General features: G+C 64.8%; 21 protein-coding genes. 20 read left to right on the top strand and 1 reads right to left on the bottom strand.

Features of this window, described 5'->3' with window-relative positions; genetic code table 11:
* The 12 genes from E1N52_RS30735 to E1N52_RS30790 all read left to right on the top strand — a co-directional run bounded on the left by E1N52_RS30735 (nucleotide 1) and on the right by E1N52_RS30790 (nucleotide 12,199).
* Nucleotides 1-447 (top strand): MaoC family dehydratase N-terminal domain-containing protein, encoded by a 447-nt coding sequence (locus E1N52_RS30735; protein ID WP_133186952.1) that lies wholly within the window; start codon nucleotides 1-3, stop codon nucleotides 445-447.
* A gap of 25 nt (nucleotides 448-472) precedes the next feature.
* Nucleotides 473-889 (top strand): MaoC family dehydratase, encoded by a 417-nt coding sequence (locus tag E1N52_RS30740; protein ID WP_133186954.1) that lies wholly within the window; start codon nucleotides 473-475, stop codon nucleotides 887-889.
* Between the two features lie 32 nt (nucleotides 890-921).
* On the top strand, nucleotides 922-1,752 hold the full coding sequence (locus tag E1N52_RS30745) for an SDR family NAD(P)-dependent oxidoreductase (protein WP_133186956.1): 831 nt from the start codon (nucleotides 922-924) through the stop codon (nucleotides 1,750-1,752).
* Nucleotides 1,753-1,780: 28 nt separating this feature from the next.
* Nucleotides 1,781-2,929 carry an acyl-CoA dehydrogenase family protein gene (locus E1N52_RS30750; RefSeq protein WP_133186958.1) on the top strand — a complete coding sequence of 383 codons (1,149 nt, stop codon included), beginning with the start codon at nucleotides 1,781-1,783 and terminating at the stop codon, nucleotides 2,927-2,929.
* A gap of 21 nt (nucleotides 2,930-2,950) precedes the next feature.
* The gene (locus tag E1N52_RS30755) at nucleotides 2,951-4,147 is read left to right on the top strand and encodes an acyl-CoA dehydrogenase family protein (RefSeq protein ID WP_133186960.1); all 1,197 of its coding nucleotides are present in this window, start codon (nucleotides 2,951-2,953) and stop codon (nucleotides 4,145-4,147) included.
* A 9-nt stretch (nucleotides 4,148-4,156) separates the two neighbouring features.
* Nucleotides 4,157-5,290: an acyl-CoA dehydrogenase family protein gene (locus E1N52_RS30760; RefSeq protein ID WP_133186962.1), complete on the top strand. Its 1,134-nt coding sequence runs from the start codon at nucleotides 4,157-4,159 to the stop codon at nucleotides 5,288-5,290.
* Nucleotides 5,291-5,353: 63 nt separating this feature from the next.
* Nucleotides 5,354-6,142 (top strand): enoyl-CoA hydratase/isomerase family protein, encoded by a 789-nt coding sequence (locus E1N52_RS30765; protein WP_133186964.1) that lies wholly within the window; start codon nucleotides 5,354-5,356, stop codon nucleotides 6,140-6,142.
* Between the two features lie 183 nt (nucleotides 6,143-6,325).
* Nucleotides 6,326-7,222 (top strand): TauD/TfdA dioxygenase family protein, encoded by an 897-nt coding sequence (locus tag E1N52_RS30770; RefSeq protein WP_133186966.1) that lies wholly within the window; start codon nucleotides 6,326-6,328, stop codon nucleotides 7,220-7,222.
* A gap of 48 nt (nucleotides 7,223-7,270) precedes the next feature.
* On the top strand, nucleotides 7,271-8,701 hold the full coding sequence (locus tag E1N52_RS30775) for an aldehyde dehydrogenase family protein (protein ID WP_133186968.1): 1,431 nt from the start codon (nucleotides 7,271-7,273) through the stop codon (nucleotides 8,699-8,701).
* Nucleotides 8,702-8,880: 179 nt separating this feature from the next.
* On the top strand, nucleotides 8,881-10,164 hold the full coding sequence (locus E1N52_RS30780) for an MFS transporter (protein WP_133186970.1): 1,284 nt from the start codon (nucleotides 8,881-8,883) through the stop codon (nucleotides 10,162-10,164).
* A gap of 118 nt (nucleotides 10,165-10,282) precedes the next feature.
* The gene (locus E1N52_RS30785) at nucleotides 10,283-11,398 is read left to right on the top strand and encodes a porin (RefSeq protein ID WP_133187026.1); all 1,116 of its coding nucleotides are present in this window, start codon (nucleotides 10,283-10,285) and stop codon (nucleotides 11,396-11,398) included.
* A gap of 183 nt (nucleotides 11,399-11,581) precedes the next feature.
* The gene (locus E1N52_RS30790) at nucleotides 11,582-12,199 is read left to right on the top strand and encodes a histidine phosphatase family protein (RefSeq protein ID WP_133186972.1); all 618 of its coding nucleotides are present in this window, start codon (nucleotides 11,582-11,584) and stop codon (nucleotides 12,197-12,199) included.
* A gap of 19 nt (nucleotides 12,200-12,218) precedes the next feature.
* Here E1N52_RS30790 and E1N52_RS30795 read toward each other — a convergent pair whose 3' ends face one another.
* A complete protein-coding gene (locus tag E1N52_RS30795) occupies nucleotides 12,219-13,163 on the bottom strand; it encodes a serine hydrolase (RefSeq protein WP_342777907.1) in 945 nt (314 codons plus the stop codon).
* Nucleotides 13,164-13,505: 342 nt separating this feature from the next.
* On the opposite strand from E1N52_RS30795, the gene E1N52_RS30800 reads away from it, so the two are divergent.
* The 8 genes from E1N52_RS30800 to E1N52_RS30835 all read left to right on the top strand — a co-directional run bounded on the left by E1N52_RS30800 (nucleotide 13,506) and on the right by E1N52_RS30835 (nucleotide 22,061).
* A complete protein-coding gene (locus E1N52_RS30800; protein WP_133186976.1) occupies nucleotides 13,506-14,186 on the top strand; it encodes a MarC family protein in 681 nt (226 codons plus the stop codon).
* 127 nt (nucleotides 14,187-14,313) lie between these two features.
* Nucleotides 14,314-15,057 carry a GntR family transcriptional regulator gene (locus tag E1N52_RS30805; protein WP_246089279.1) on the top strand — a complete coding sequence of 248 codons (744 nt, stop codon included), beginning with the start codon at nucleotides 14,314-14,316 and terminating at the stop codon, nucleotides 15,055-15,057.
* A gap of 36 nt (nucleotides 15,058-15,093) precedes the next feature.
* Nucleotides 15,094-16,353 (top strand): S-methyl-5-thioribose kinase, encoded by a 1,260-nt coding sequence (gene mtnK, locus E1N52_RS30810; RefSeq protein ID WP_133186978.1) that lies wholly within the window; start codon nucleotides 15,094-15,096, stop codon nucleotides 16,351-16,353.
* 60 nt (nucleotides 16,354-16,413) lie between these two features.
* Entirely contained in the window at nucleotides 16,414-17,490 is a 1,077-nt protein-coding gene (mtnA, locus tag E1N52_RS30815) for an S-methyl-5-thioribose-1-phosphate isomerase (protein WP_133186980.1), read from the top strand.
* A 71-nt stretch (nucleotides 17,491-17,561) separates the two neighbouring features.
* Entirely contained in the window at nucleotides 17,562-18,197 is a 636-nt protein-coding gene (locus E1N52_RS30820) for a class II aldolase/adducin family protein (RefSeq protein WP_133187030.1), read from the top strand.
* Nucleotides 18,198-18,323: 126 nt separating this feature from the next.
* Nucleotides 18,324-19,439, top strand: a complete 1,116-nt coding sequence (locus E1N52_RS30825; protein WP_133186982.1) for a sugar ABC transporter substrate-binding protein — start codon at nucleotides 18,324-18,326, stop codon at nucleotides 19,437-19,439.
* Between the two features lie 82 nt (nucleotides 19,440-19,521).
* Entirely contained in the window at nucleotides 19,522-21,060 is a 1,539-nt protein-coding gene (locus E1N52_RS30830; protein WP_133187032.1) for a sugar ABC transporter ATP-binding protein, read from the top strand.
* Nucleotides 21,057-22,061, top strand: a complete 1,005-nt coding sequence (locus E1N52_RS30835) for an ABC transporter permease (RefSeq protein WP_133186984.1) — start codon at nucleotides 21,057-21,059, stop codon at nucleotides 22,059-22,061. The genes E1N52_RS30830 and E1N52_RS30835 overlap by 4 nt, the downstream gene beginning before the upstream one ends.
* Nucleotides 22,062-22,103 lie beyond the last annotated feature (42 nt).

Genomic DNA, 22,103 nt, shown 5'->3' on the forward strand with positions numbered 1-22,103 from the left:
ATGATCGACAAAAGCCATATCGGCGCACTGATCTCGCGCCACACGGCGCTCGTCGAGGCGGGTCGCCTGCGCTTCTTCGCGAAGGCGACCGGCCAGACGGACAGCCGTTACGTCGACGACGAAGCCGCGAGAGAAGCCGGCTATCCCGCGCTGCCCGTGCCGCCCACGTTCCTGTTCTGCCTCGAAATGGAATCGCCCAATCCGCGCGCGACCGTCGAGCGCCTGAATATCGACATTGGCCGCGTGCTGCACGGCGAGCAAAGCTTCCGCTATCACCGCATGGCGTTTGCGGGCGAGCGCCTCGCGTTCGAAACCCGGATTGCGGATATCTATGACAAGAAGGGCGGCGCGCTCGAATTCGTCGTGCGCGAAACGCGCGTGACAAATGCACAGGACGACGCGCCTGTTGCAGACCTGCGCAGCGTGATCGTCGTGCGCAACGGTTGATAGAAAAGCAGGAGCAGGAGCCAACATGCAATCGATTCGTTTGAACGACATGGCCGTGGGCAGCGCGTTGCCGCCGTTCGTCGCGCCGCCGCTCACACGCCTCACGCTCGCGCTTTACGCGGGCGCTTCCGGCGACCACAACCCGATTCACGTCGATCTGGACTTCGCGCGCCGTGCCGGCATGCCCGATGTGTTCGCGCACGGCATGCTTTCCATGGCGTATCTCGCGCGGCTGCTCACGAACTGGGTGCCGCAGCAGGCCATCCGCGAGTTCTCGGTGCGCTTCGCGGCGATTACGCAGGTGGGCGACGCCATTACCTGCAGCGGCGTCGTTACCGAGCGCGACGAAGCCGCGCGCACCGTCAAAGTCGCGCTCACCACGCGCGACGCACAAGGCGAAATCAAGCTCTCAGGCGAGGCGCTCGTCGCGCTCGACGCCTGAACGATCCATCACACACACGGAGTAGACAGAAGATGAGCAAGCTGGTTGGCAAGGTCGCCATCGTATCGGGTTCGGGCCGCGGCATCGGCCGTGAAATCGCACTGAAGCTCGCGGGCGAGGGCGCGGCAGTCGTAGTGAACGACCTGGACGCCGAACCCGCGCAGAGCGTGGTGGCCGAGATCGTCGCGGCGGGCGGCAAGGCCGTGGCGTGCACGGGCAGCGTGACGGAGGCGGACTTCGGCACGCGCTTCGTCGGCACGGCCCTCAAGGAATTCGGGCGTCTCGACATCATCGTCAACAACGCGGGCTATACATGGGACAACGTGATCCAGAAGATGAGCGATGAGCAGTGGAACGCCATCATGGACGTGCACGTGAGCGCGCCGTTCCGCATCCTGCGCGCAGCCGCCGACTACTTCCGCGAAAGCGCAAAGGCCGAAGCCGATGCGGGCCAGGAAGTGTTCCGCAAAGTCGTGAACATCTCCTCTGTTTCGGGCGTGATGGGCAACGCGGGCCAGGCGAACTATTCGGCGGCGAAAGCTGCGATCAACGGCCTCACGAAGGCGCTCGCGAAAGAGTGGGGCCGCTACAAGGTCAACGTGAACAGCGTAGCGTTCGGCCTCATCAAGACGCGCCTTACCGAGGCGGTGGCGGGCGAGGGCAATAGCTCGACCATCGACATCGCGGGCCAGGAAATCAAGGTGGGCGTCAACGCACAGCTCATGAAGAACATCGAGGCGATGATTCCCATCGGCCGCGGCGGCACGCCGGAAGAAGCGGCGGGCGCGGTGTATCTCATGTGCATTCCCGAATCGAACTACGTGACGGGGCAGGTGCTGGTGGTCGGCGGCGGCCGTCCGTAATACGTCGCTCGCAAAGAAGGAGTCGAACATGGCTGATTACCGCAGTCCGTGGATCACGGACGATCTCGTGCTGTTCCAGGACTCGATCCGCAAGTTCATCGAACGCGAACTCGTGCCGCACGAGGAGCGCTGGTGGAAGCAGCAGCACGTGGACCGCGAGGTGTGGCGCAAGGCCGGCGAGTTCGGCATGCTCTGCGCGAGCATTCCCGAAGAGTACGGCGGCGGTGGCGGCACCTTCGCGCATGAGGCCATCATCGCGCTCGAACAGTCGCGTGCGATGGTGTCGAGCCTCGGTACGAACGTGCATAGCGGCATCGTCGCGCATTACATCCTGCGCTACGGCACCGAGGAGCAAAAGCACAAGTGGCTGCCGAAGATGGCGAGCGGCGAACGCGTGGCGGCGATCGCGATGTCCGAGCCGGGCGCGGGATCGGACCTCAAGAGCATCAAGACGCGTGCGGTGCGTGACGGCGATCACTATGTCATCAACGGCTCGAAGACCTTTATTTCGAACGGCCTGCTCGCCGACCTGATCTGCGTGGTCGTCAAGACGGACCCCGCGCAGGGCGCGAAAGGCGTGTCGATCGTCGTCGTGGAAACGGACGATCTGCCGGGCTTCCGGCGCGGACGCGTACTCGAAAAGATGGGGCAGAAAGGCCAGGACACGGCCGAATTGTTCTTCGACGACGTGCGCGTGCCGTGCGCCAACCTGCTCGGCACGGAAGAGGGTAAAGGCTTTTATCAGCTGATGCAGCAGTTGCCGCAGGAACGCATGATCATCGCGCTCGGTGCGCTGAGCGCGATGGAAAAGGCGCTCGATGTCACCACGGCCTACGTGCGCGAGCGCAAGGTGTTCGGCATGAGCCTTCTCGACATGCAGAACACGCGCTTCAAGCTCGCCGAATGCAAGACTCACGCGACCATTGCGCGAACCTTCATCGACGATTGCATGGCGAAAGTGCTGCGCGGCGAGCTCGACGCCGAAACGGCCGCGATGGCGAAGTGGTGGTGCACGCAGCGCAGCTGCGAAATCATCGACGAATGCCTGCAACTGCACGGTGGCTACGGCTACATGATGGAGTATCCGATCGCGCGGCTCTACGTGAATGCGCGCGTGAGCAAGATATTCGGCGGCTCCAACGAGATCATGAAGGAACTGATCGCCCGCACGCTGTAACGTCCCCCTTGGGAGCACCAGATGGATTTGCGTTATACCGGCGCGGAACAGGCGTTCCGCGAAGAAGTGCGCGCGTTCGTGCGGGAGCATCTCCCCGCCGATATCCGCGAGAAAGTGCTCGCGCACCAGCGGGTGGAGAAGGACGATTACGTGCGCTGGCATCGCATCCTCAACGCGCATGGCTGGGGCGCGCCCACGTGGCCCAAGGCATTCGGCGGCACGGGCTGGAACGCGCTGCAGCGTCTGATCTTCGAGATCGAGACACTCGGCGCGGGCGCGCCGCGCCTGTTGCCGTTCGGCCTGACGATGATCGGCCCGGTGCTCATGAAGTACGCGAGCCCACAGATGCAGGCGCGATTTTTGCCGCGCATTCCGAATGTCGACGACTTCTGGTGCCAGGGCTATTCCGAGCCCGGTTCGGGCTCCGATCTCGCCTCGCTGAAAACGCGCGCGGTACGCAAGGGCGACAAGTACATCGTGAACGGCCAGAAGACGTGGACCACGATGGCGCATTTCGCGGACTGGATTTTCTGCCTGGTGAGAACGGACTCCGAATCGAAGCCGCAGGAAGGCATTTCGATGCTGCTGATCGACATGAAGTCGCCGGGCGTCACCGTCCGGCCGATCGTCACGCTCGACGGCGGCCACGACGTGAACGAGACATGGTTCGAGGATGTGGAAGTACCTGTGGAAAATCTCGTTGGCGAGGAGAACCGCGGCTGGACGTACGCGAAGTATCTGCTCGGGCACGAGCGCACGGCGATTGCCGGCATTGGCCATTGTTACCGTGAGTTGCGGCAGCTGAAGCATTACGCGGCTCAGGCCGCGGACGGCAAAGGCGGCCGCATGCTCGATGACGTGCGCATGCGCGACAAGATCGCCCGCCTCGAAATGAACCTCATGGCGCTGGAAATGCTGCTGCTGCGCGTGGCGACGGCAGATGGCGGGCGCGGCCCCGGCCCCGAAGCATCGATCGTGAAGATTCGCGGCTCGGAACTGCAGCAGGACATCGCCATGCTTCAGCAGGAAGTGGCCGGGCCGCACGGCTGGCCCTACGCGCCGCAATGGCTCGAACCCGGCGCCCATGCCCCCGTGAGCGGGCCGCGATGGGCCGCGCCTGCTGCATCCACCTATTTCGACATGCGCAAGACCTCGATCTACGGCGGCGCGACCGAGGTGCAGAAGAACATCATCGCGAAGATGATCATCGGCTTTTAGGACACGCACATGGACTTCACGTATAGCGAAGAGCAGCAAATGCTCGCGGATAGCCTGCGTCGTTTCGTCGAAAGCGAATACACGTTCGCGCACCGGCGCCGGCGGGCGCGCGAGGGCGCGAGCTTCGATCGCGCGATATGGACCCGGCTTGCGGAAATGGGCGTGCTCGGCCTCACGGCGCCCGCCGAATACGGCGGGTTCGGCGAAGGCGCGGCGAGTCGGCTCGTGGTGCAGCGCGAGCTGGGCCGTGCGCTGGTGCTCGAACCGGTTGTTCCGTGCAGTGTCATGGCAACCGCGATACTCGCGGCATATGCCAGTGCAGCGCAGCAGGATTGCTGGCTAGGCGCGATCGCCACGGGGCAGCAGGTCGTCGTGCCGGCGTTCGCGGAAACCGCGTCGCGCTACCGATTCGATACGGTCGCCACGCTCGCGACGCCGGTTGGACGCGGCTACGTGCTCGATGGCGCGAAAGCGCTGGTCTGGCATGGCGAGGCGGCGGATGCGTTCATCGTCAGTGCACGCGTGGGTGACGCTGCCACGGGCGAAATCGCGCTCTTCCTCGTCCCGCGCGAGAGCCGGGGCGTGAGTGTGGCCGGCTATCCGACCATGGATGGACAGCGCGCCGCCGACGTAACGTTCGAGGCAGTCGCATTGGGCGCGGAAGCCCTGATCGGCGCGCCCGGCGCAGGCGTGGCCGCGCTCGGGCACGGCGTGGACTGCGGGATCGCGGCGCTGTGCGCGGAAGCGGCGGGCGCGATGGAGCGCCTGATCGAGATCACCGCCGAGTATTTGCGCACGCGCCGCCAGTTCGGCCAGCCGCTCGCCGCGTTCCAGGCGCTTCAGCATCGCATGGCGGACATGCTCGTGCACAAGGAACTGGCGCTCTCCATGGCCTACGTTGCCGCGCAGGCGCTGGACGAGCCCGATGCGCGCAAGCGCAGCCGTATGCTCGCCGCCGCGAAAGTGACCGTCGCCGAGGCGGGGCGCTTCGTTGGTCAGCAGGCGGTGCAGCTGCACGGTGGTATGGGCATGACCGACGAGCTGGAAGTGGGCGACTATTTCAAGCGCCTGACGATGTTCGATCCGCTCCTCGGCGACATCGACCATCATCTCGCGAGCTATGTCGAGGCGATGGACGACTGAGCCTCACACGCCGCCCCACATCGCGCGGGGCGGTTCTTCTTCGATTGTTGGACTCCCCCATAAATGATCAGGACTACCATTAAAAATGGCGTCGCCACGCTGACGCTCGACAACGCCGAGCGCAAGAACGCCCTGAGCGCTGCGGCGCTCGCCGCGTTCGCGGATGCCGTCGAGGCATTGCGCCGCGACACGACGGTGCGCGCGGTGATCCTGACTGGCGCAGGCAGCGACTTTTGCTCTGGCGGCGACGTGAGCGCGATGCAAGGGCCCGCCGATACGGCCGCAGTGCGCCGCCGCATGATCGAGAGCCAGCGGCCATGCGCGGCGCTGGCGACGTTCGACAAGCCGGTGATCGCGGCGGTAGATGGCGTGGCGTACGGCGCGGGCTTCAGTATTGCGTTGATGGCCGACTTCATCGTCGCGAGCGAACGGGCGCGCTTTTGTCTCGCCTTCGCGCGCATGGGCCTCGTGCCCGACCTGGCTGCGTTGCATACGCTGCCGCGCATCATCGGCGCGCAACGCACGCGCGAACTCGTCTACTCGGCCCGCGAGCTGCCGGCGCAGGAAGCGCAAGCATTGGGCATCGTGCTGGAGGTGGTGCCAGCCGATGCGCTGTGCGAGCGAGCGCACGAACTGGCGCTCGCCATGAGCGCGCAATCGCCGGATGCGTTCGCGATGACCAAGCGCTTGCTCGCGCAGACGTTCGAACGCGACTTCGGTGCGCTGCTCGACGCGGAAGCGGGCGCACAGGCCATTGCATTGACGTCGCCGTATCTGCGCGAGGCCGCGGCACGCTTCGCGCGCAAGGAAGCGCCGTTGTTCCGCTGGCTACGCAACGACCGCGAAGGCTGAGCGCACGATCGAATGGAGGAGCCTGCGGGCAAACCCTTGCTCCGTTCGAAGCACCGCGGCACACACCTGCGCTGCCTGCCACTTCCTGCTTTAGGACCACGACAGCGATTTGTGTCGGCCCTAAGTTAACACCTATCGGAAAGAGCCGGCCCCGACGCCGGCACCCAACAACGGAGACAAGACATGACGAACGCGATCGCCACGCCCGAGGCGAGCCCGACCCCTGCGCACGCCCACTTTACGCTGGACCCTGTTTCACCCGCCATCGGCGCGGAAGTCAGCGGTATCGACCTGCGCGAGACACTGGACGACGCGACCGTCGCCGCACTGCGCGCCGCGCTCGTGCAGCACAAGGTGCTGTTCTTTCGCGATCAGGACATTACGCCCGCGCAGCACGTGGCGCTTGCCCGCTGGTTTGGCCAGCTCGAAGTGCATCCCGTGTTCCCGCATCACGCCGATCATCCCGAACTTGTCCTGCTCGGCGGCACGCAGGCCGCGAAGGCGCGCGAGAACATCTATCACTCGGACGTGTCCTGGCGCGAGATTCCTTCGATGGCGTCGATGCTGCGTTGCGTGGAATGCCCGCGCAGCGGCGGCGACACGATCTGGGTGAACATGGCGAAGGCCTATGCGGATCTGCCGCAGGCCGTGAAGGAGCAAATCGCCGACCTCGAAGCCGTGCACGACATCATGCCGTCGTTCGGCTCGCGCATGTCGGCTGAAGAACGCGCGGCGAATCGCGTGAAATTTCCCGCCGTGACGCACCCCGTGGTCCGCACGCATCCCGAAAGCGGCGAAAAGATCCTGTACGTGAACGAAGGCTTCACGACCCATCTCGCGAACTTCCTGAGCAAGGGTACGTTCCGTGTGGGTTTCGACTACCGCTACGGCGAATTCGATTTGCTCCAGTATCTGTTTCGCCAGGCCGCCGTTCCCGAGTACCAGGTGCGGCTGCGCTGGGCGCCCAACACCATCGCGTTTTGGGACAACCGCTCGACCCAGCACTACGCGATTCAGGACTATTTCCCGGCCGTGCGACGCATGATGCGCGCGACGATCATCGGCGACAAGCCGTTCTGACGCCTCGCGCTTTTCACTGCGCACCCCAATCGACAGGAACCGTTAGCCGTGCACAAGATCGACCAGTACTACATTGGCGGCCAGTGGGTCGCGCCCGCGCCAGGCGCGAGTATTCATGAGATGGTTTGCCCTGTCACAGAAGCGGTGACGGGAACCGTGCTCCTCGGCACGCACGCCGATGTCGAGCGCGCCGTTGCCGCGGCGCGCGACGCGTGGCCCGCGTGGTCGGCCACGAGCGTTGCGAGCCGCGTGGCGCTGCTCACGCGCATCATCGAGCGCTATACCGCGCGTTATGACGAACTCGCGCGTGCAGTGAGCACGGAAATTGGCGCCCCGATCAAGCTGAGCCACGAACTGCAGGCGCGTGTGGGCCTCGCGCAGCTGCAGAGCGTGCGCGCCGCACTGGAATCGTTCGAATTCAGCGAGCGGCGCGGCACGACCGAGATCGTGCGCGAAGCCGTGGGCGTTGTCGCGCTCATTACGCCATGGAACTGGCCGCTCAACCAGATTGCGGCCAAGGTCGCGCCGGCGCTCGCGGCGGGCTGCACGGTCGTGCTCAAGCCTTCCGAGATTGCGCCGCTAGATGCGCGTCTCTTCGCGGAGATACTCGACGAGGCAGGTGTGCCGCCTGGCGTATTCAACCTGGTCTACGGCGACGGCGCGACGGTGGGCGCGGCACTGGCCAGCCATCCCGACATCGACATGGTGTCGATCACGGGCTCGACGCGAGCGGGGGCGCAAGTTGCTTCGAGCGCCGCGGCCACGGTCAAGCGTGTGGCGCAGGAGTTGGGTGGCAAATCGCCGAGCCTCGTCTTCGAAGATGCCGATCTGCCAACCGCGATAAAAGCGAGCGTGCTGTCCTGCATGCTGAATTCTGGGCAAACCTGTATCGCGCCTACGCGCCTGCTCGTGCAGCGCAGCCAGTACGATGCGGCCGTCGAGATTGCGTGCGCGACGGTCAACGCGTTGAAGGTCGGTGATCCCACCGCGGCGGACACGATCCTCGGCCCGATTTCCAATCGTGCCCAGTACGAAAAAGTCCAGCGGATGATCGCGATCGGCATTGAAGAGGGGGCGCGTCTCGTGGCGGGCGGCGAGGGTAGGCCTGCGCATCTGTCACGCGGTTTCTTCGCGCGCCCAACCGTGTTCGCCGACGTGCGCAATGACATGACGATCGCACGTGAAGAAATCTTCGGGCCGGTGCTCGCGATACTTCCGTTCGACACGGAAGAAGAGGCCATCGCCATCGCAAACGACACGCCGTATGGCCTCGCCGCCTACTTGTGGTCGGGCGACGCAGCGCGCGTTCGGCGCGTGGCGGCACAACTGCGCGCGGGCAGCGTGCAGATCAACGGCGCGAAGATGGACCTTTCGGCGCCGTTCGGTGGCATGAAAGCATCCGGCAATGGCCGGGAGCACGGCGCGTATGGTCTCGCGGAGTTCCTCGAATACAAGCAGATTACGGGTTGCGCGGCATGAATCGAACCGCACAGGCGCGTTTCAGACACCAACGCCGCCGCGATCATGATCGCGGAAAAGGCGGCAGACCTGATGCGCGCCGGCGTATAGATGACGCCAGTCACTATGTATTGCCGTTCTCCATTTAATCTGGATAACGAATCAAGTTACACCGCGTTAGAACTCCGAGGTCAAGAATCATGCTTCAGATCGAACAACCCGTGGCCGCCACGCATGCTGTGCGTGTGCGCAACGGCTGGGCCACGGTCGCCGCGCTGTTTCTGTTCATGGCGCTCAATTTCGCGGATAAAGCCGTGGTCGGGCTGGTCGCGGTGCCGATGATGCGGGACATGGGATTGAGCCCGGCGCAGTTCGGCATCGTCGGCAGCGCGTTCTTCGTGCTGTTCGCCGTGTCGGCCATCGGCGTGGGCTGGATCGCTGACCGCATCGATACCACGTGGCTGCTCGCCGGGCTTGCGCTCGTCTGGGTAGCCGCGCAGTTGCCGATGATCTGGCCAGCCAGCTTCGCGACGCTCGTGCTGTGCCGCATCGTGCTGGGCGCGGGCGAGGGGCCCGCGTTGCCGCTCGCGATGCACGTGACCTACGAGGCCTTCGACGACCGGCGGCGCAGCCTGCCCACGTTGATCGTTCAGCTCGGCGCGACGGCGGGGCTCGTGCTGGCCGGGCCCGCGCTGACGTTCGTCGAGCAGCGCTGGCACTGGCGCGCCACGTTCCTCGCACTCGGCGTGGCCGGTGTGGCCTGGGTAGCGCTATGGCTCGCGGTGCGTCTCGTAGGGGCGCCGCGCGGGCGCGTTCGGGCTCGGGCAGCTACGCGCGCCGTCACGCCCAGCTGGCGTGTGCTGCGCTCGCACTTCGGCAGGGCAACGGTGCTGACCGTCTTGCTCCAGTCCTTCGCGGGCTATGCGGTCGTCGCCTGCGGTATCACGTGGATGCCCGTGTATTTCCGCCTCGGGCTGGGCTTGCCGCCCGCACGCGCAGGCTGGCTGTTCGGTCTGCAAGTGCTTTTGCAGGTGCCGGTCGGGTTCGCGCTGGCCACGCTCTCGCACGCGCTGCTCAGGCGCAATGTCTCGACGCGCATCGCGCGAGGCGTGCTCGTGAGCGCGTGCTGCACGGTCGGCGGCATCTTGCTGTGCGCCTCGTTTGCACCGTGGCCGCCGCTCGCGAAGGTGGTGCTGGTGGGCGTGGCATGCGCATTCGCCACGCAGGCGTTCACGTTCGGGCCGCAACTCGTGGCCGAAGTCGTGCCGGGCGCGAACCGGGCCGCGATGTTATCGAGCGTTCATGCGCTCGCCACGACGGCCGGTTTGTTCGCGCCTGCGCTCATGGGACGTCTCGTCGATTCGACGGCGGGCCCACGCGGCTACGAAGCGGGTTTCGGCGCAATGGGCGCGCTACTCGCCGTCGCGGGCGTGGCGGGCTTTCTGTGGCTGCAGCCCACAAAGGAGGGCCACGGGGCGAGCTGACATCCGCGTACCCGATTCGACCGAAAGATTTTCTCGGCCGGGTTCTTTGGTAATTCGCAGTGCAATCCATTCCGCCAACGAGCGGATACCGACAACAGAAGAGGAGACATGCATGCGTTTGAAGCTGATTAGCCAGGGTGTGATGGGCGCAACGTTCGCAATGGCCGCGAGCGCCGCGTGCGCCCAGACGAGCGTGACGCTATACGGCGTGGCCGACACGTTCTTCCAGTACCTGAACAACGGCGGCGCCGCTTCGGTTTCCCAGCGCAGCGGCGGTTCGACGGGCTCGATGTTCGGCCTGAAGGGTTCCGAAGACCTGGGCAACGGGTACAAGGCCAATTTCGTGCTCGAAAACGGCTACAACATCAACAACGGCGCGGGTTTTGCGGACACGACCGCCTTGTTCTATCGCCAGGCGTGGGTAGGCGTGGCGCACGGCGACTACGGCGCGCTCACGTTCGGCAGGCAGTACCAGCCGAGCTTCCGCGCCGTCTACCCAACCGATCCGTTTCGCGCCAACGAAGTTCTTTCGCCGCTTTCGGCCGCAGTGCTCGCAACCGATCGCAATACGCTTTCCGCGCAGTATGCCGCGGGCCGCACGAGCAATTCGATCCTGTATGTCTCGCCGAAAATGGCCGGGTTCCAGCTCAACGCCATGTATGGTTTCGCTGCGACCGTCACGCAGCCGGTGCCGGCGACCACGGGCAATATTCTCGACATTTCCGCGACCTATACCGGGTACGGCCTCTTCGTCGGCCTCGCCTATATGAACGAACATTCGGGCACGGAAACCGTGCCGGGCCTGCCGTCCGCCCTCACGCTCGTGGGCACGCAGCACTACACGGCGGCGCTCGCCTACCGTGTCGGCATTGTCAACCTGCAGGCGAATTATTCATACGCGAGCCCGAAAACGCCGCCGGCGCATTCGCTCGCGGCCGCACTCGGCACCGCGCATGCGTACAACGTGACGGAGGTAGGCGCGACGATCCAGGCCACTTCGTTCGACGCCATCCAGATCGCCGGTATTCAGCGCAACATTCACGGCCTCGACGACGAAACGCTGGGCGTGGAGCTTGGCTACGATCACCAGATATCGAAGCGCACGAGCTTTTACGCGCGCGCCGGCTATCTGAAGAACCACGGCCAGGCGAAGATGAGCTGGCCCGGCATTTCTGTCACGGCATCGAATTCTTCGCAAACACTTGCCGTGCTCGGCATCTCGCATCTTTTCTGAAGCGAATTACTACGGAGTACAAATAGATGGCGACGCGGCGCGGCATGCCTGCGTCGCCGCTTTCGATATGCCTTCATTTTGCCATGTGCAACAAGAGGGTAGCGGCACGGCGAAAGGCCCTCAAAACAGGTATGCTGCAGGCATCCCGTGTGTCCCGCGCGGGGCACGAACGTGGAGTCCCCGATGTCTGCCAATCCTGCCAGTGTGTCCTCCGGACTGCGCGAAGTCTGGTTGATCCGTCATGGTGAAACGGAATGGAGCCTCTCCGGGCAGCACACCGGTCGCACCGATATCGCACTCACCGGGCACGGGCGCGAGCAGGCGCGCTCGCTGGCCCCTTCACTCGCCGCACAGCACTTCGATGCGGTGCTTTGCAGCCCGATGGCGCGGGCCATCGAAACCTGCCAGCTCGCGGGCCTCGGCGACCAGATGACGATTTCGGCCGACTTGCACGAATGGGACTACGGGATTTACGAAGGCCTCAAGACGGCGGATATCCGCAAGACCGAACCCGACTGGAGCGTGTGGCATTCGCCCATCGCGCATGGCGAGGATCTCGCGCGCGTTCAGGCGCGCGCCGCGTCGGTAATCGAGGGCCTGCTGGCCATGCGGGGCCGCGTGGCGCTCTTTTCGCACGCGCATTTCCTGCGCGCGTTGGGGGGCTGCTGGGCTTCCGGTTCGGCGGCGCTCGGCGAGCATCTGTATCTCGACACGGCTTCGGTGAGCATTCTCGGCTTCGATCACGAAAGCCGCGCCATCCGCCGCTGGAATGCGCTCGGCGAGCGTAGGGCGTTGATGTGAAGAAGCCCGGCGCGCGCGCTTAGCGCAAGGAGCACGACAGCCAATGCGCGATGCGCACGCCGTCCAGACGAGAGCCCTCGGGCGTTGCACTCCCCAGCAGGGTGACGATCACGGGCCGTCGGCCATGCACCATCACGCGCATCACCATATTGTGGCCGGACTCGTTGATGAAGCCGGTTTTCTGCACGCTCGCGCGCACCTGCCCGTAGCGCACCAGCCGATTGCTGTTCACATACTGCAACTGCCCCTGGCCAGTGGCCACGCGTTCCTGATGATCGATCGAATAGCGGCGAATGAGCGGGTAGCCATTGGCCGCACGTACGAGGCTCGCCAGTTCGCGCGCGGTTGAAACGTTCTGCGGCGAGAGCCCCGTCGCGTTGACGAAATGCGTGTGCGTCATGCCAAGACGCTGCGCTTTCGCGTTCATTGCCGCGATGAACGCAGGCTGCCCGCCCGGATAGTCGCGGCTGAGCGCCGAAGCCGCACGGTTTTCCGAGGACATCAGCGCCACGTGCAGCATGTTCGCGCGCGTGAGCGACGCTCCCACGCCGAGGCGCGAATGCGTGAATTTGAGCGTGTCGAGATCGGCGGTTGTGACTGAGAGCCGCTGCTGCAGGGGCGCGTGTGCACTATCGAGCCAGACGATGGCCGTCATGAGCTTCGACACCGACGCAATGGGTGCCACTGTGTCCGCATGGCGCGCGTAGAGCGGCGTGTGGGTGTTTTCGTCGACGACGTACACCGCATGCGAGAAGAGCTGCTTGCGTGACGCCGGCGTGAAGCCGCAGCGGGCGAGCAGGCGAGGGGCGTGCGCGTTTTTGGCGCTCGCGTGCACGGCGTGTTGCGGCGCCGGCGGCGGCCCATGTCTGGGCTTCGCGCGTTTGGTGCGGCGCTTCGTGCCGGAGAGCTTGGCGGAGGGCGCATCGGCGGGCATCGAGCGATGCGCGGGCTTCGTCTTGTGCACGGCTCTCTTTTTCTTTTTGGCCGTTGCATGGTGGGTTCTTTCGGCCGCGGTGTGATGAGCGGCTGCATGGGCGCTGGCTGGAACGGCGCCGGCTGCAAGGCCCACGACGATCAGAGTGAGCAGGCTGGGCAGCAATCGAAGTCGGGAAGCGAAGGGCATCGACAGATGGGCTTGAACGTTGGGTCTGCGCGGCGCGCGTCGACATTTTGGCGGCATTGTTCGAGCCGCATCGACCGATGAAGTTCCATTCCGCTTCCATAATCGTCATTCAGTGGGACCATCGTCGTATTGAATGCGCGGCGAGCAGGACCGTATACTCTGTGATGCCAAGGGGGAACAGGGATGCTCAATCAACTCTCCGACACCTTCCTGCTCGTCTTCGCGGGACTCTTTCCCGTGATTAATCCGCCCGCGGCGGGGTTCATCGTCCTGAGCATGCTGCCGCATGCGACGGCCAGCGAACGCGCATTTCTCGCGCGGATCATTGCCATCAACAGCCTGTTCATTCTGCTCGGGGCGCTGCTCATGGGCGCCTATGTGCTGTCGTTCTTTGGCATCTCGATACCCGTGTTGCGGGTGGCGGGCGGGTTGGTCATCGCGTTCGCCGGCTGGAACCTGCTTCACAAATCGACCGATGGCGCGGAGGCGGCACAATCGCAGGCGCCCCCGGATTCGGCGCGCCAGGCGACGCTGCGCGCCATGGCGTTTTATCCGCTCACGCTGCCGGTCACCGTTGGGCCGGGGTCGATTGCGATCGCGATTGCGCTTGGCACAGGCCGGCCGCGCGGTCACGTGCAACTTGTCAATGTCGTCGGCGTGTTGCTTGCCTTGGTCGTTCTTTGCGGCTGCATCTATCTGTGTGTGCGCTTCGCGGGGCATGTCGGCAAGCGGCTCGGACCAGTCGGCACGGAAGTGTTCATGCGCCTGCTCGCATTTGTGCTGCTGTGCATCGGCCTGCAGATTTTGTGGCTCGGGCTCGAAGATCTGCTCGAGACGGTGCCGTTTTCGGTGAGCATCAAATAGCGCAGCGCGTTGACGTACGGGGACGCGCGCGATTGCGCGCCGCCTCCACGCTCTCCATGTTGCGGCGCATGAAAGGGAAAACCACGAGCCCATAACATCAGACGTCTGATGTAGATTGGAGCCCAATGTGGCCAACCCACGCAATCTTGCGGAAGACATGCGCCTGAGCGTCGATCAGTCGATGTGCGAGCGAATCCAGGATTCGCTGCTGGAAATGATCCGCGAGCGCTCGCTCAAGCCGGGCGATCAAATCCCCCCGGAGCCGGAGCTTTGCGAGCTGTTGGGCGTGGGCCGCTCCAGTCTGCGGGAGGCGGTAGCGCAGATGATTTCCCATGGTCTTCTCACGCGCGTGCACGGCAAGGGGACCTTCGTCAGACAAATCACGCTCAAGCTGCAAGGCGGTCTGGATGATCTGATGTCTGTGACGGACATGATACGCAGTGTCGGCGCGGTGCCTTCCACGAGTCGTTTGCAGGTGAGGACGATCGCGGCTTCCGGCAGCCTCGCGCAAAAGCTCGGCCTCGCCGAAGGCGATCCCTGCGTGCGGTTCGAACGCGTGCGGCGCGCCGATGATGCGATCGCCGCTTACTGCATCGACATCGTGCCGAAGGCGTTGCTCGAAGGGCACGAACTGGGCGAGTCGCTATTTGGCACGCTGGAGCGCGCGGGCGTTCGACTCTCCCACACGCATAGTTCGATCCAGCCGACCGTTCTCACCCCGCGGGATTTGCCGGAATTGCAGGAGAGCATCGGCATGTTTTTGCTGATCGACGAAGTCGATTTCGACGAGACCGGCCGCGCGGTCTGCTACAGCAACGACTACTACAACGCCAGCATTTTCAAGTTCGATCTCGTGCGTAAGCGACGTTAGGCGGGCCAGCGGCCCATTTCCGGACAGGAAAAACGTATGCACTTCGAAGCTTTCAGCTCTGCGGAATTGACCGCCTATCTGCGGGGTATTCCGGCCGTTTGTGCAAGGCTTGGCGACGACAGCGAATTGCAGGTCGTCGAAGTGGGCGATGGCAATCTGAACTACGTCTACTTCGTGAGCAGCACACGCGACCCGCGCTTGAGCGTCGTCGTAAAGCAGGCGCCGCCGTACCTGAGGCTGGTTGGCGAAGCGTGGCCCTTGCCGCGCGAGCGCATGGAGCGCGAAGTGGCGGCGTTGCGCCGCTTCGGCGCGCTATGCCCCGAGCACGTGCCGAGCGTTTTTCACGCGGATAGCGAGAAGTTCCTCATGGTGATGCAGCGGCTCGATTCGCATCGCGTGCTGCGCGGAGGGCTGATAGACGGCATCGTGTACCCGCGACTCGCTGATCACATTTCCACGTTTCTCGCCCGCACGCTCTTTCATGGCTCCGATCTCTATCTGGCGCCGGATGCCAAGAAAGCGGCCGTCGGCGGCGACATCAACACGGAACTGTGCAGAATTACCGAGGAACTCGTCTTCACGTTTCCGTTCGAAGATCATCCGTCGAATGTCTATAGCCCCGCGCTCCCCGCGGCTGCGATCGAACGGCTGCGTACGCACGAGCCGCTAAGGCTCGCGGCAGGCGAGATGAAGTGGGCCTTCATGAACCATGCGGAAACGCTCGTGCACGGCGACCTGCATACGGGCTCGATCATGGCGAACGAACACGAGACGTATGTGATCGATCCCGAGTTCGCGTTCTATGGACCGATGGGCTTCGACACGGGCGCGTTCATTGCGAACCTGCTGCTCGCGTATTACGCGCGCGACTGGCACGACCGTGCGGCGGGACGCGACCCGGCAGCCTACCAGGGCTGGCTGCTCGATCAGGTCGAGGCCGTGTGGAACGCCTTCGCGCAAAAGTTCGGGCAGATCTGGCGGCTGCACGAGCGCGAGACCGGCCACGCGTATATTGGCGGTCCGGCGGGTACGCGTGCGGCGGAGGCCTTCCGCGACGACTTCATCCGGCGGCGCTTCGCCGATACGCTCGGCTTTGCGGGCTGCAAGATGATTCGCCGCATCGTCGGCATGGCAAAGGTGGCGGAGATTACGAGTATCAAGGACGACGCGGTGCGCGCGCGGGTGGAAGTGCGCTGCCTGAAGCTCGCCGAAGCGCTGCTGGTCGGGCGGCGCGAGTTGGCTTCAATCGAGGCGGTCACCGCGTTGGCCGCTCAGGTGCTCACCGAATCGGCGTAAGTGAATACAGGCTGCCGCATGAGCGGCAGAGCCCGGACAACCGGCATCGACGGAGAACGTATGACGTTGCAGGCGCAGCAATCGAGTCTTCCGCCCACCATCGAGTGGCGCGACGGCACCCTTTATCTGCTCGACCAGACGCGTTTGCCGCGCGAATGCGTGGTCGAAGCCGTGGACAGTGTCGAGGCAGTCTGGCGCGCGATACACGAACTGCGCGTTCGCGGCGCGCCTGCGATTGGCGTCGCGGCCGCCTATGGCCTGTGTGTGGCGATGCGGCATGAGCCAACGGATTCGCGCGATACGTTCCTCGCGCGCCTCGAAGCGCATGCCGCGTATCTGGACAGCGCGCGGCCCACTGCGGTGAACTTGCGCTGGGCGCTCGAGCGGATGCTCGCACACGCACGCTCGGAGTCCGGCGCGACGGGAGCCGCGCTTTACGAAGCGCTCGTTGCCGAGGCTAAGCGCATTCATCAAGAAGATATCGAATTGTGCGCGCGGATCGGCGAAGCCGGACGCGCGCTCATCGCGCCCGGCAGCGGCGTCCTCACGCACTGCAATGCCGGTGCACTGGCCACGGCGGGCATCGGCACGGCGACGGCGCCGCTCTATTGCGCGCACCGCGACGGTGTGGCGTTTCGCGTCTACGCAGACGAGACGCGGCCGCTCCTGCAAGGCGCGCGTCTCACCGCTTACGAACTGCAGCAGGCGGGGCTCGACGTCACGCTCATCACCGACAGCATGGCGCCGACCCTGATGGCCCAGGGGCTCATCGATCTCGTGATCGTCGGCACGGATCGCGTGGCCGCGAACGGCGACATCGCGAACAAGATCGGCACGCTCGGCGTAGCGATTGCGGCGAAGCATTTCGGCATTCCCTTCTATGTGGCGTGTCCGTCGTCCACGCTGGATCTGCGCACCGCCAGCGGCGCGGACATCGTGATCGAGGAGCGCGGCGCGGCGGAAGTGACGCATCTCGCGGGACAGCGCACCGCGCCTGAAGGCATTCAGGTGCGCAACCCCGCGTTCGATGTCACGCCCCATACACTGGTTACCGGCATCGTGACGGAGCGCGGCATCGTGCGCGCGCCGTTCGAGGCAAGTCTTGCAGCGCTTTTCGCTAACGGAGCGGCAGCGTGAGCGGCGCGAACGAAGGCCGCCGTGCGGGCGAGGCGGGGGAACGTGCGCGCGATGCGCGAGCAGAAACCGAAATGCGCCAGCAGATCGTCGATACCACGCGTGAAATGGAGCGCCTCGGCATCAATCAGGGCACCTCGGGAAACGTGAGCGCGCGCTGGCATGACGGACTCCTGATTACCCCGAGTGGCGTGCCGAGCGCCGCGCTCACGCGAGAGCGCGTCGTCTGGATACCGCTCGACGTGCGCGACGACGATCCGCTATTCGAAGCGAAACGTCCTTCGTCGGAGTGGCGCTTTCATCGCGACATCCTGCGCGCACGCGCCGACGTGAACGCCGTGGTCCATACGCATTCACAAGCCGCGACGGCGCTCGCAATTCACAGTCGCGGCATACCCGCGCATCACTACATGGTGGCCGCGGCGGGCGGCAATTCGATTCGCTGCGCGCCGTATGCGACCTTCGGCAGCCAGGCGCTCTCCGATCACGCGCTCGAAGCGCTGCACGAGCGGCTCGCGTGCCTGCTTGCGCATCACGGCGTCATCGCGCTCGGGCGCGACCTCGCGCGGGCATTATGGCTGGCGAATGAAGTAGAGGTGCTCGCAAAGCAGTATCTGCTGGCTTGCCAGCTCGGCGAGCCGCCGCTGCTTTCCGATGCGCAAATGGAGGAAGTCATCGAGAAGTTCAAGGGCTACGGCCCGCGCAAGTAATGCGCGTTCGCTAGCGGGTCCAGGCAGTCGTTGCAATGCAAAACACACGCAGTACAAACGATTACGCAGTCGGTTGGCGGTTCGCAGGTCAGTCAAAAACCAGCAGATCAAAGACAGGAGACGGTGATGGCGTGGAGTTCAGCAGGGTTCGACAGATGGGTGGCGCGCAGCGCGCGCATGGGAGCCACAGCGGGCGTGACGATGTTCGCCGCCGCGGCAATGCTGGCAGGCTGCTCGAAGAGCGAGTCGCCTTCGACCACCGCGGCTGCCTCCGACGCCGCCGCGGCGAGCGCGCCGGCGCAGGCCGCGGCGGCGTCGCCGGCAGTCACGAAGATCAAGGTTGGCTTCTCGATCGCCACGCTCAATAACGCGTTCTTCGTTGGCCTGAAGAACGGTGTGGAGCGCGGCGCCGAAAAGCAGGGCTTCGATCTCGTGCAAACGAACGCGAACGGCGACGCGCAGCAGCAGGTCAACGACACGCTCAATTTGCTGAGCCAGGGCGTGCAGGCGATCGTGCTCAATCCGATCGATTCGAAGGCGATCATCCCGGCCGTCGAGAAGGCCAATTCGATGAATGTGCCGGTCTTCATGCTCGACCGCGGCTCGGACGGCGGCAAGGTGACCTCGTTCGTCGCTTCGGACAACGTAGCGCTTGGCGCCACCGGCGCGAAGTGGATCGCCGACCAGTTGAGCAAGCGTTATGGCTCGCCCAAGGGCAACGTGGTCGATCTGATCGGCCTCATCGGGACCACGGCGGCGACCGATCGCGAGAAGGGTTTCTCGGAAGAGATCGCGAAGTATCCCGACATCAAGGTTGTCGCGCGCCAGGAAGGCGGCTTCGATCAGGAGAAGTCGCTCAATGCGATGACGAGCATTCTCCAGAAGTATCCGCAAATCGACGCGGTATTCGGCGCGAACGACGACAACACGGTGGGCGCGGAAAAAGCCATCGACAATGCGGGCCGCTACAAGCCGCTCGGCGACCCCGGCCACATCATGGTGATCGGCGCGGATGGCACGGCGCAGGCGCTGTCGGCGATCCGTGCGGGCAAGCAGGATGCGACGATCTCGCAAAACCCGATCGGCATGTCCGCGAAGGCGATGACGTTCATTACCGACTACGAGGCGAAGAAGGACGTGCCCTCGAATTACGCGTGGCCGACCTATCTGATCGACAAGTCGAATATCGATTCGGACGGCGTGAAGCAATACGGTCTGTGGGCCCTCGAAGTCAAGCAGTAACGGGCGGTCTTAAGCGCCGGCCGCGCGCGACGCGTGCGCCGGCGCCAGGGATGAACGGATGAAACGCGAATCAGGTTCGGCAATGGACGTATCGCAGCAGGAGAACACCAGCGCAGGCGGCGGGACAGGCGCGTCGCCGCTGTTGCGCATGAACGGCATCGTGAAGAGCTTTCCCGGCGTGAAGGCGCTGCGAGGCGTAAGCCTCGAGCTGCATGCGGGGCACGTGATGGCGATCGTCGGCGAGAACGGCGCGGGCAAGTCGTCGCTCATCAAAACGCTATCCGGGGCTTACGAGCCGGACGAAGGCACGATCGAGATCGATGGCGTACGACTCGCTCGCGGCACCCAGGCCGCGATCGACGCGGGCGTGGCCGTGATTTATCAGGAGCTTTCGCTCGTCAACGACATGACGGTGGCCGAAAACCTCTTTCTGGGCCGCATGCCGCGGCGCTATGGCCTCGTCGATCATCGCAGCGCCAACGCCATGGCGCGCGAGGCGCTGGCCCAGGTCGGGCTGGAAGGCGTGCCGCCCGCCATGCGCCTCGGTGATCTGCCGCTCAACAAGCGGCAGCTCGTGGAGGTCGCCAAGGCGCTCGCGCGCGACGCCCGCATACTCGTGATGGACGAGCCCACGGCCGCGCTCCAGCATCACGATATCGAGCATCTCTACGCCGTCGTGCGGCGACTGCGTGCGGCGGGCATGGGCATCATTTTCATTTCCCACCATCTCGAAGAAGTGTTCGAACTGGCCGATTCGGCCGTGGTGATGCGCGACGGCGCGACGGTCGGCGCGCGGCCCATGTCTGAATGGAACGAACCGGCGCTCGTGCAGGCGATGGTCGCGCGCAATCTCGACTCGTTCTATCCATGGGAAGCGCGGCCCTATGGCGACGTCGTGCTGGAAGCGCAGAACGTGGCGAGCGCGCCTGTGCTGCGCGACGCGAGCTTTAGCATTCGCGCGGGCGAGATCGTGGGCATTGGCGGCATTGCGGGCGCGGGGCGCACTGAGCTGCTGAAAACATTATGCGGTGCGCTGCCACTAACCCGAGGCGAGTTGCGGCTGCGCGGGCGCAGGCTCGCACTGCGCTCGCCCGCGCAAGGCATGCGCGCGGGCATTGTCTACACCGCCGAGGACCGTAAGCTCGAAGGGCTTGTGCTCGACGCGAGCATCGAAGAGAACGTCGCGCTTTCGAGCTTGCGGGCGCTGGTGCGCGGCGGCTTCGTGAGCGCGGCGCGAAAGCGCAGGCTCGCGCGCGAGGCGGTCGAGCGCTTCGCGGTACGCGCGCCCTCGGTCACGTCGCTCACCGGCAATCTTTCGGGCGGCAATCAGCAGAAGGTGATTCTCGGGCGCGCGAGCGCGACGTCGCCGGCCGTGATCCTGCTCGACGAGCCCACGCGCGGCATCGACGTCGGCGCCAAGACCGAGATCTATGCGCATATCGTCGCGATGGCGCGCGCGGGCGCGGCCGTCGTCCTCGTGAGTTCCGAACTGCCCGAGCTGCTCGGCATGTCGGACCGCGTGCTCGTGATGTATCGCGGCAGCATCGTCGGCGAGGTCGCACGCGAGCACGCGAGCTCGGAGACGATCATTCAATGGGCTACCACCGGAGTTGCAGCATGACGTCCACTACGGTTCGACCGCGTGAAGAAACACAAAGCCTGCAACAGCGCGTGCTGCGCCAGCTGCGCAGCGGCCTCGGGCCGCTCATTGCGGCGCTCGTGCTGATCTGCATCGCGCTCTCGCTGGCGTCGCCCGAATTTCTCACCACGAGCACGCTCACCAACATCATGGTGCAGGTGTCCGTGGTCGGCATCGCGGCCGTGGGCGGCACGTTCGTGATCATCACCTCGGGCATCGACCTTTCCGTGGGCTCGCTCGTCGCGCTGAGCGGCATGGTGGCCGCGACCGTCATGGCGGGCGCGAGCCCGGACGCGGTCGGGCTCGGCGTAGCAGGGCTCGTCATTGCGCTCGTCACCGGCGCGGCGGTGGGTGCGCTCAACGGCTTCGGGATTGCGTGGCTGCGACTCGTGCCGTTCATCGTCACGCTCGCGATGATGGCAATGGGGCGCGGCCTCACACTCGCGATTTCGGACGGGCGCACGAAATTCGACTTTCCCGCCGTGTTTACGGCGTTCGGCGCGAAGACGTTTGCGGGCCTGCCCGCGCCGATGCTCGTGATGCTGGCCGTTTTCGTCGTTGGCCACGTATTGCTGCGCAAGACGGAATTCGGCCACCAGGTGTTCGCCGTGGGCGGCAACAAGGAAGCGGCGCGGCTTGCGGGCATTCCGGTAAGCCGCGTGATCTTTCTCACCTACATGTTCGCGGGCGTGACCGCTGCCATTGCGGGCATCGTCCTCGCCGGGCGGCTCAATTCGGCGTTGCCGTCCGCGGCCAACGGGCTGGAGCTGCAGGTGATCGCAGGCGTCGTGATCGGCGGCACCTCGCTCGCAGGCGGGCGCGGCTCGATCGTCGGCACATTCATTGGCGTGGTGCTGATCGGCGTGATCAATGTCGGGCTTTCGCTGCTCGGCGTCAATCCGTTCTGGACGCAGTTTATCCAGGGCGGCGTGATTCTCGCGGCGGTATTGCTCGACGCGCTGAGCCAACGGCGCAAGCTTTGAACGGAGAAGTCAACGTGAGCGGTGGCGCGTAGGCCACCCATT

Source organism: Paraburkholderia guartelaensis (assembly GCF_004353905.1).
GTDB lineage: Bacteria > Pseudomonadota > Gammaproteobacteria > Burkholderiales > Burkholderiaceae > Paraburkholderia > Paraburkholderia guartelaensis.

Coding starts and splice junctions, on each gene's coding strand:
- E1N52_RS30735 (WP_133186952.1), top strand. CDS start 1: ATGATCGACAAAAGCCATATCGGCGCACTGATCTCGCGCCACACGGCG.
- E1N52_RS30740 (WP_133186954.1), top strand. CDS start 473: ATGCAATCGATTCGTTTGAACGACATGGCCGTGGGCAGCGCGTTGCCG.
- E1N52_RS30745 (WP_133186956.1), top strand. CDS start 922: ATGAGCAAGCTGGTTGGCAAGGTCGCCATCGTATCGGGTTCGGGCCGC.
- E1N52_RS30750 (WP_133186958.1), top strand. CDS start 1,781: ATGGCTGATTACCGCAGTCCGTGGATCACGGACGATCTCGTGCTGTTC.
- E1N52_RS30755 (WP_133186960.1), top strand. CDS start 2,951: ATGGATTTGCGTTATACCGGCGCGGAACAGGCGTTCCGCGAAGAAGTG.
- E1N52_RS30760 (WP_133186962.1), top strand. CDS start 4,157: ATGGACTTCACGTATAGCGAAGAGCAGCAAATGCTCGCGGATAGCCTG.
- E1N52_RS30765 (WP_133186964.1), top strand. CDS start 5,354: ATGATCAGGACTACCATTAAAAATGGCGTCGCCACGCTGACGCTCGAC.
- E1N52_RS30770 (WP_133186966.1), top strand. CDS start 6,326: ATGACGAACGCGATCGCCACGCCCGAGGCGAGCCCGACCCCTGCGCAC.
- E1N52_RS30780 (WP_133186970.1), top strand. CDS start 8,881: ATGCTTCAGATCGAACAACCCGTGGCCGCCACGCATGCTGTGCGTGTG.
- E1N52_RS30790 (WP_133186972.1), top strand. CDS start 11,582: ATGTCTGCCAATCCTGCCAGTGTGTCCTCCGGACTGCGCGAAGTCTGG.
- E1N52_RS30800 (WP_133186976.1), top strand. CDS start 13,506: ATGCTCAATCAACTCTCCGACACCTTCCTGCTCGTCTTCGCGGGACTC.
- mtnK (WP_133186978.1), top strand. CDS start 15,094: ATGCACTTCGAAGCTTTCAGCTCTGCGGAATTGACCGCCTATCTGCGG.
- mtnA (WP_133186980.1), top strand. CDS start 16,414: ATGACGTTGCAGGCGCAGCAATCGAGTCTTCCGCCCACCATCGAGTGG.
- E1N52_RS30820 (WP_133187030.1), top strand. CDS start 17,562: ATGCGCCAGCAGATCGTCGATACCACGCGTGAAATGGAGCGCCTCGGC.
- E1N52_RS30825 (WP_133186982.1), top strand. CDS start 18,324: ATGGCGTGGAGTTCAGCAGGGTTCGACAGATGGGTGGCGCGCAGCGCG.
- E1N52_RS30830 (WP_133187032.1), top strand. CDS start 19,522: ATGGACGTATCGCAGCAGGAGAACACCAGCGCAGGCGGCGGGACAGGC.
- E1N52_RS30835 (WP_133186984.1), top strand. CDS start 21,057: ATGACGTCCACTACGGTTCGACCGCGTGAAGAAACACAAAGCCTGCAA.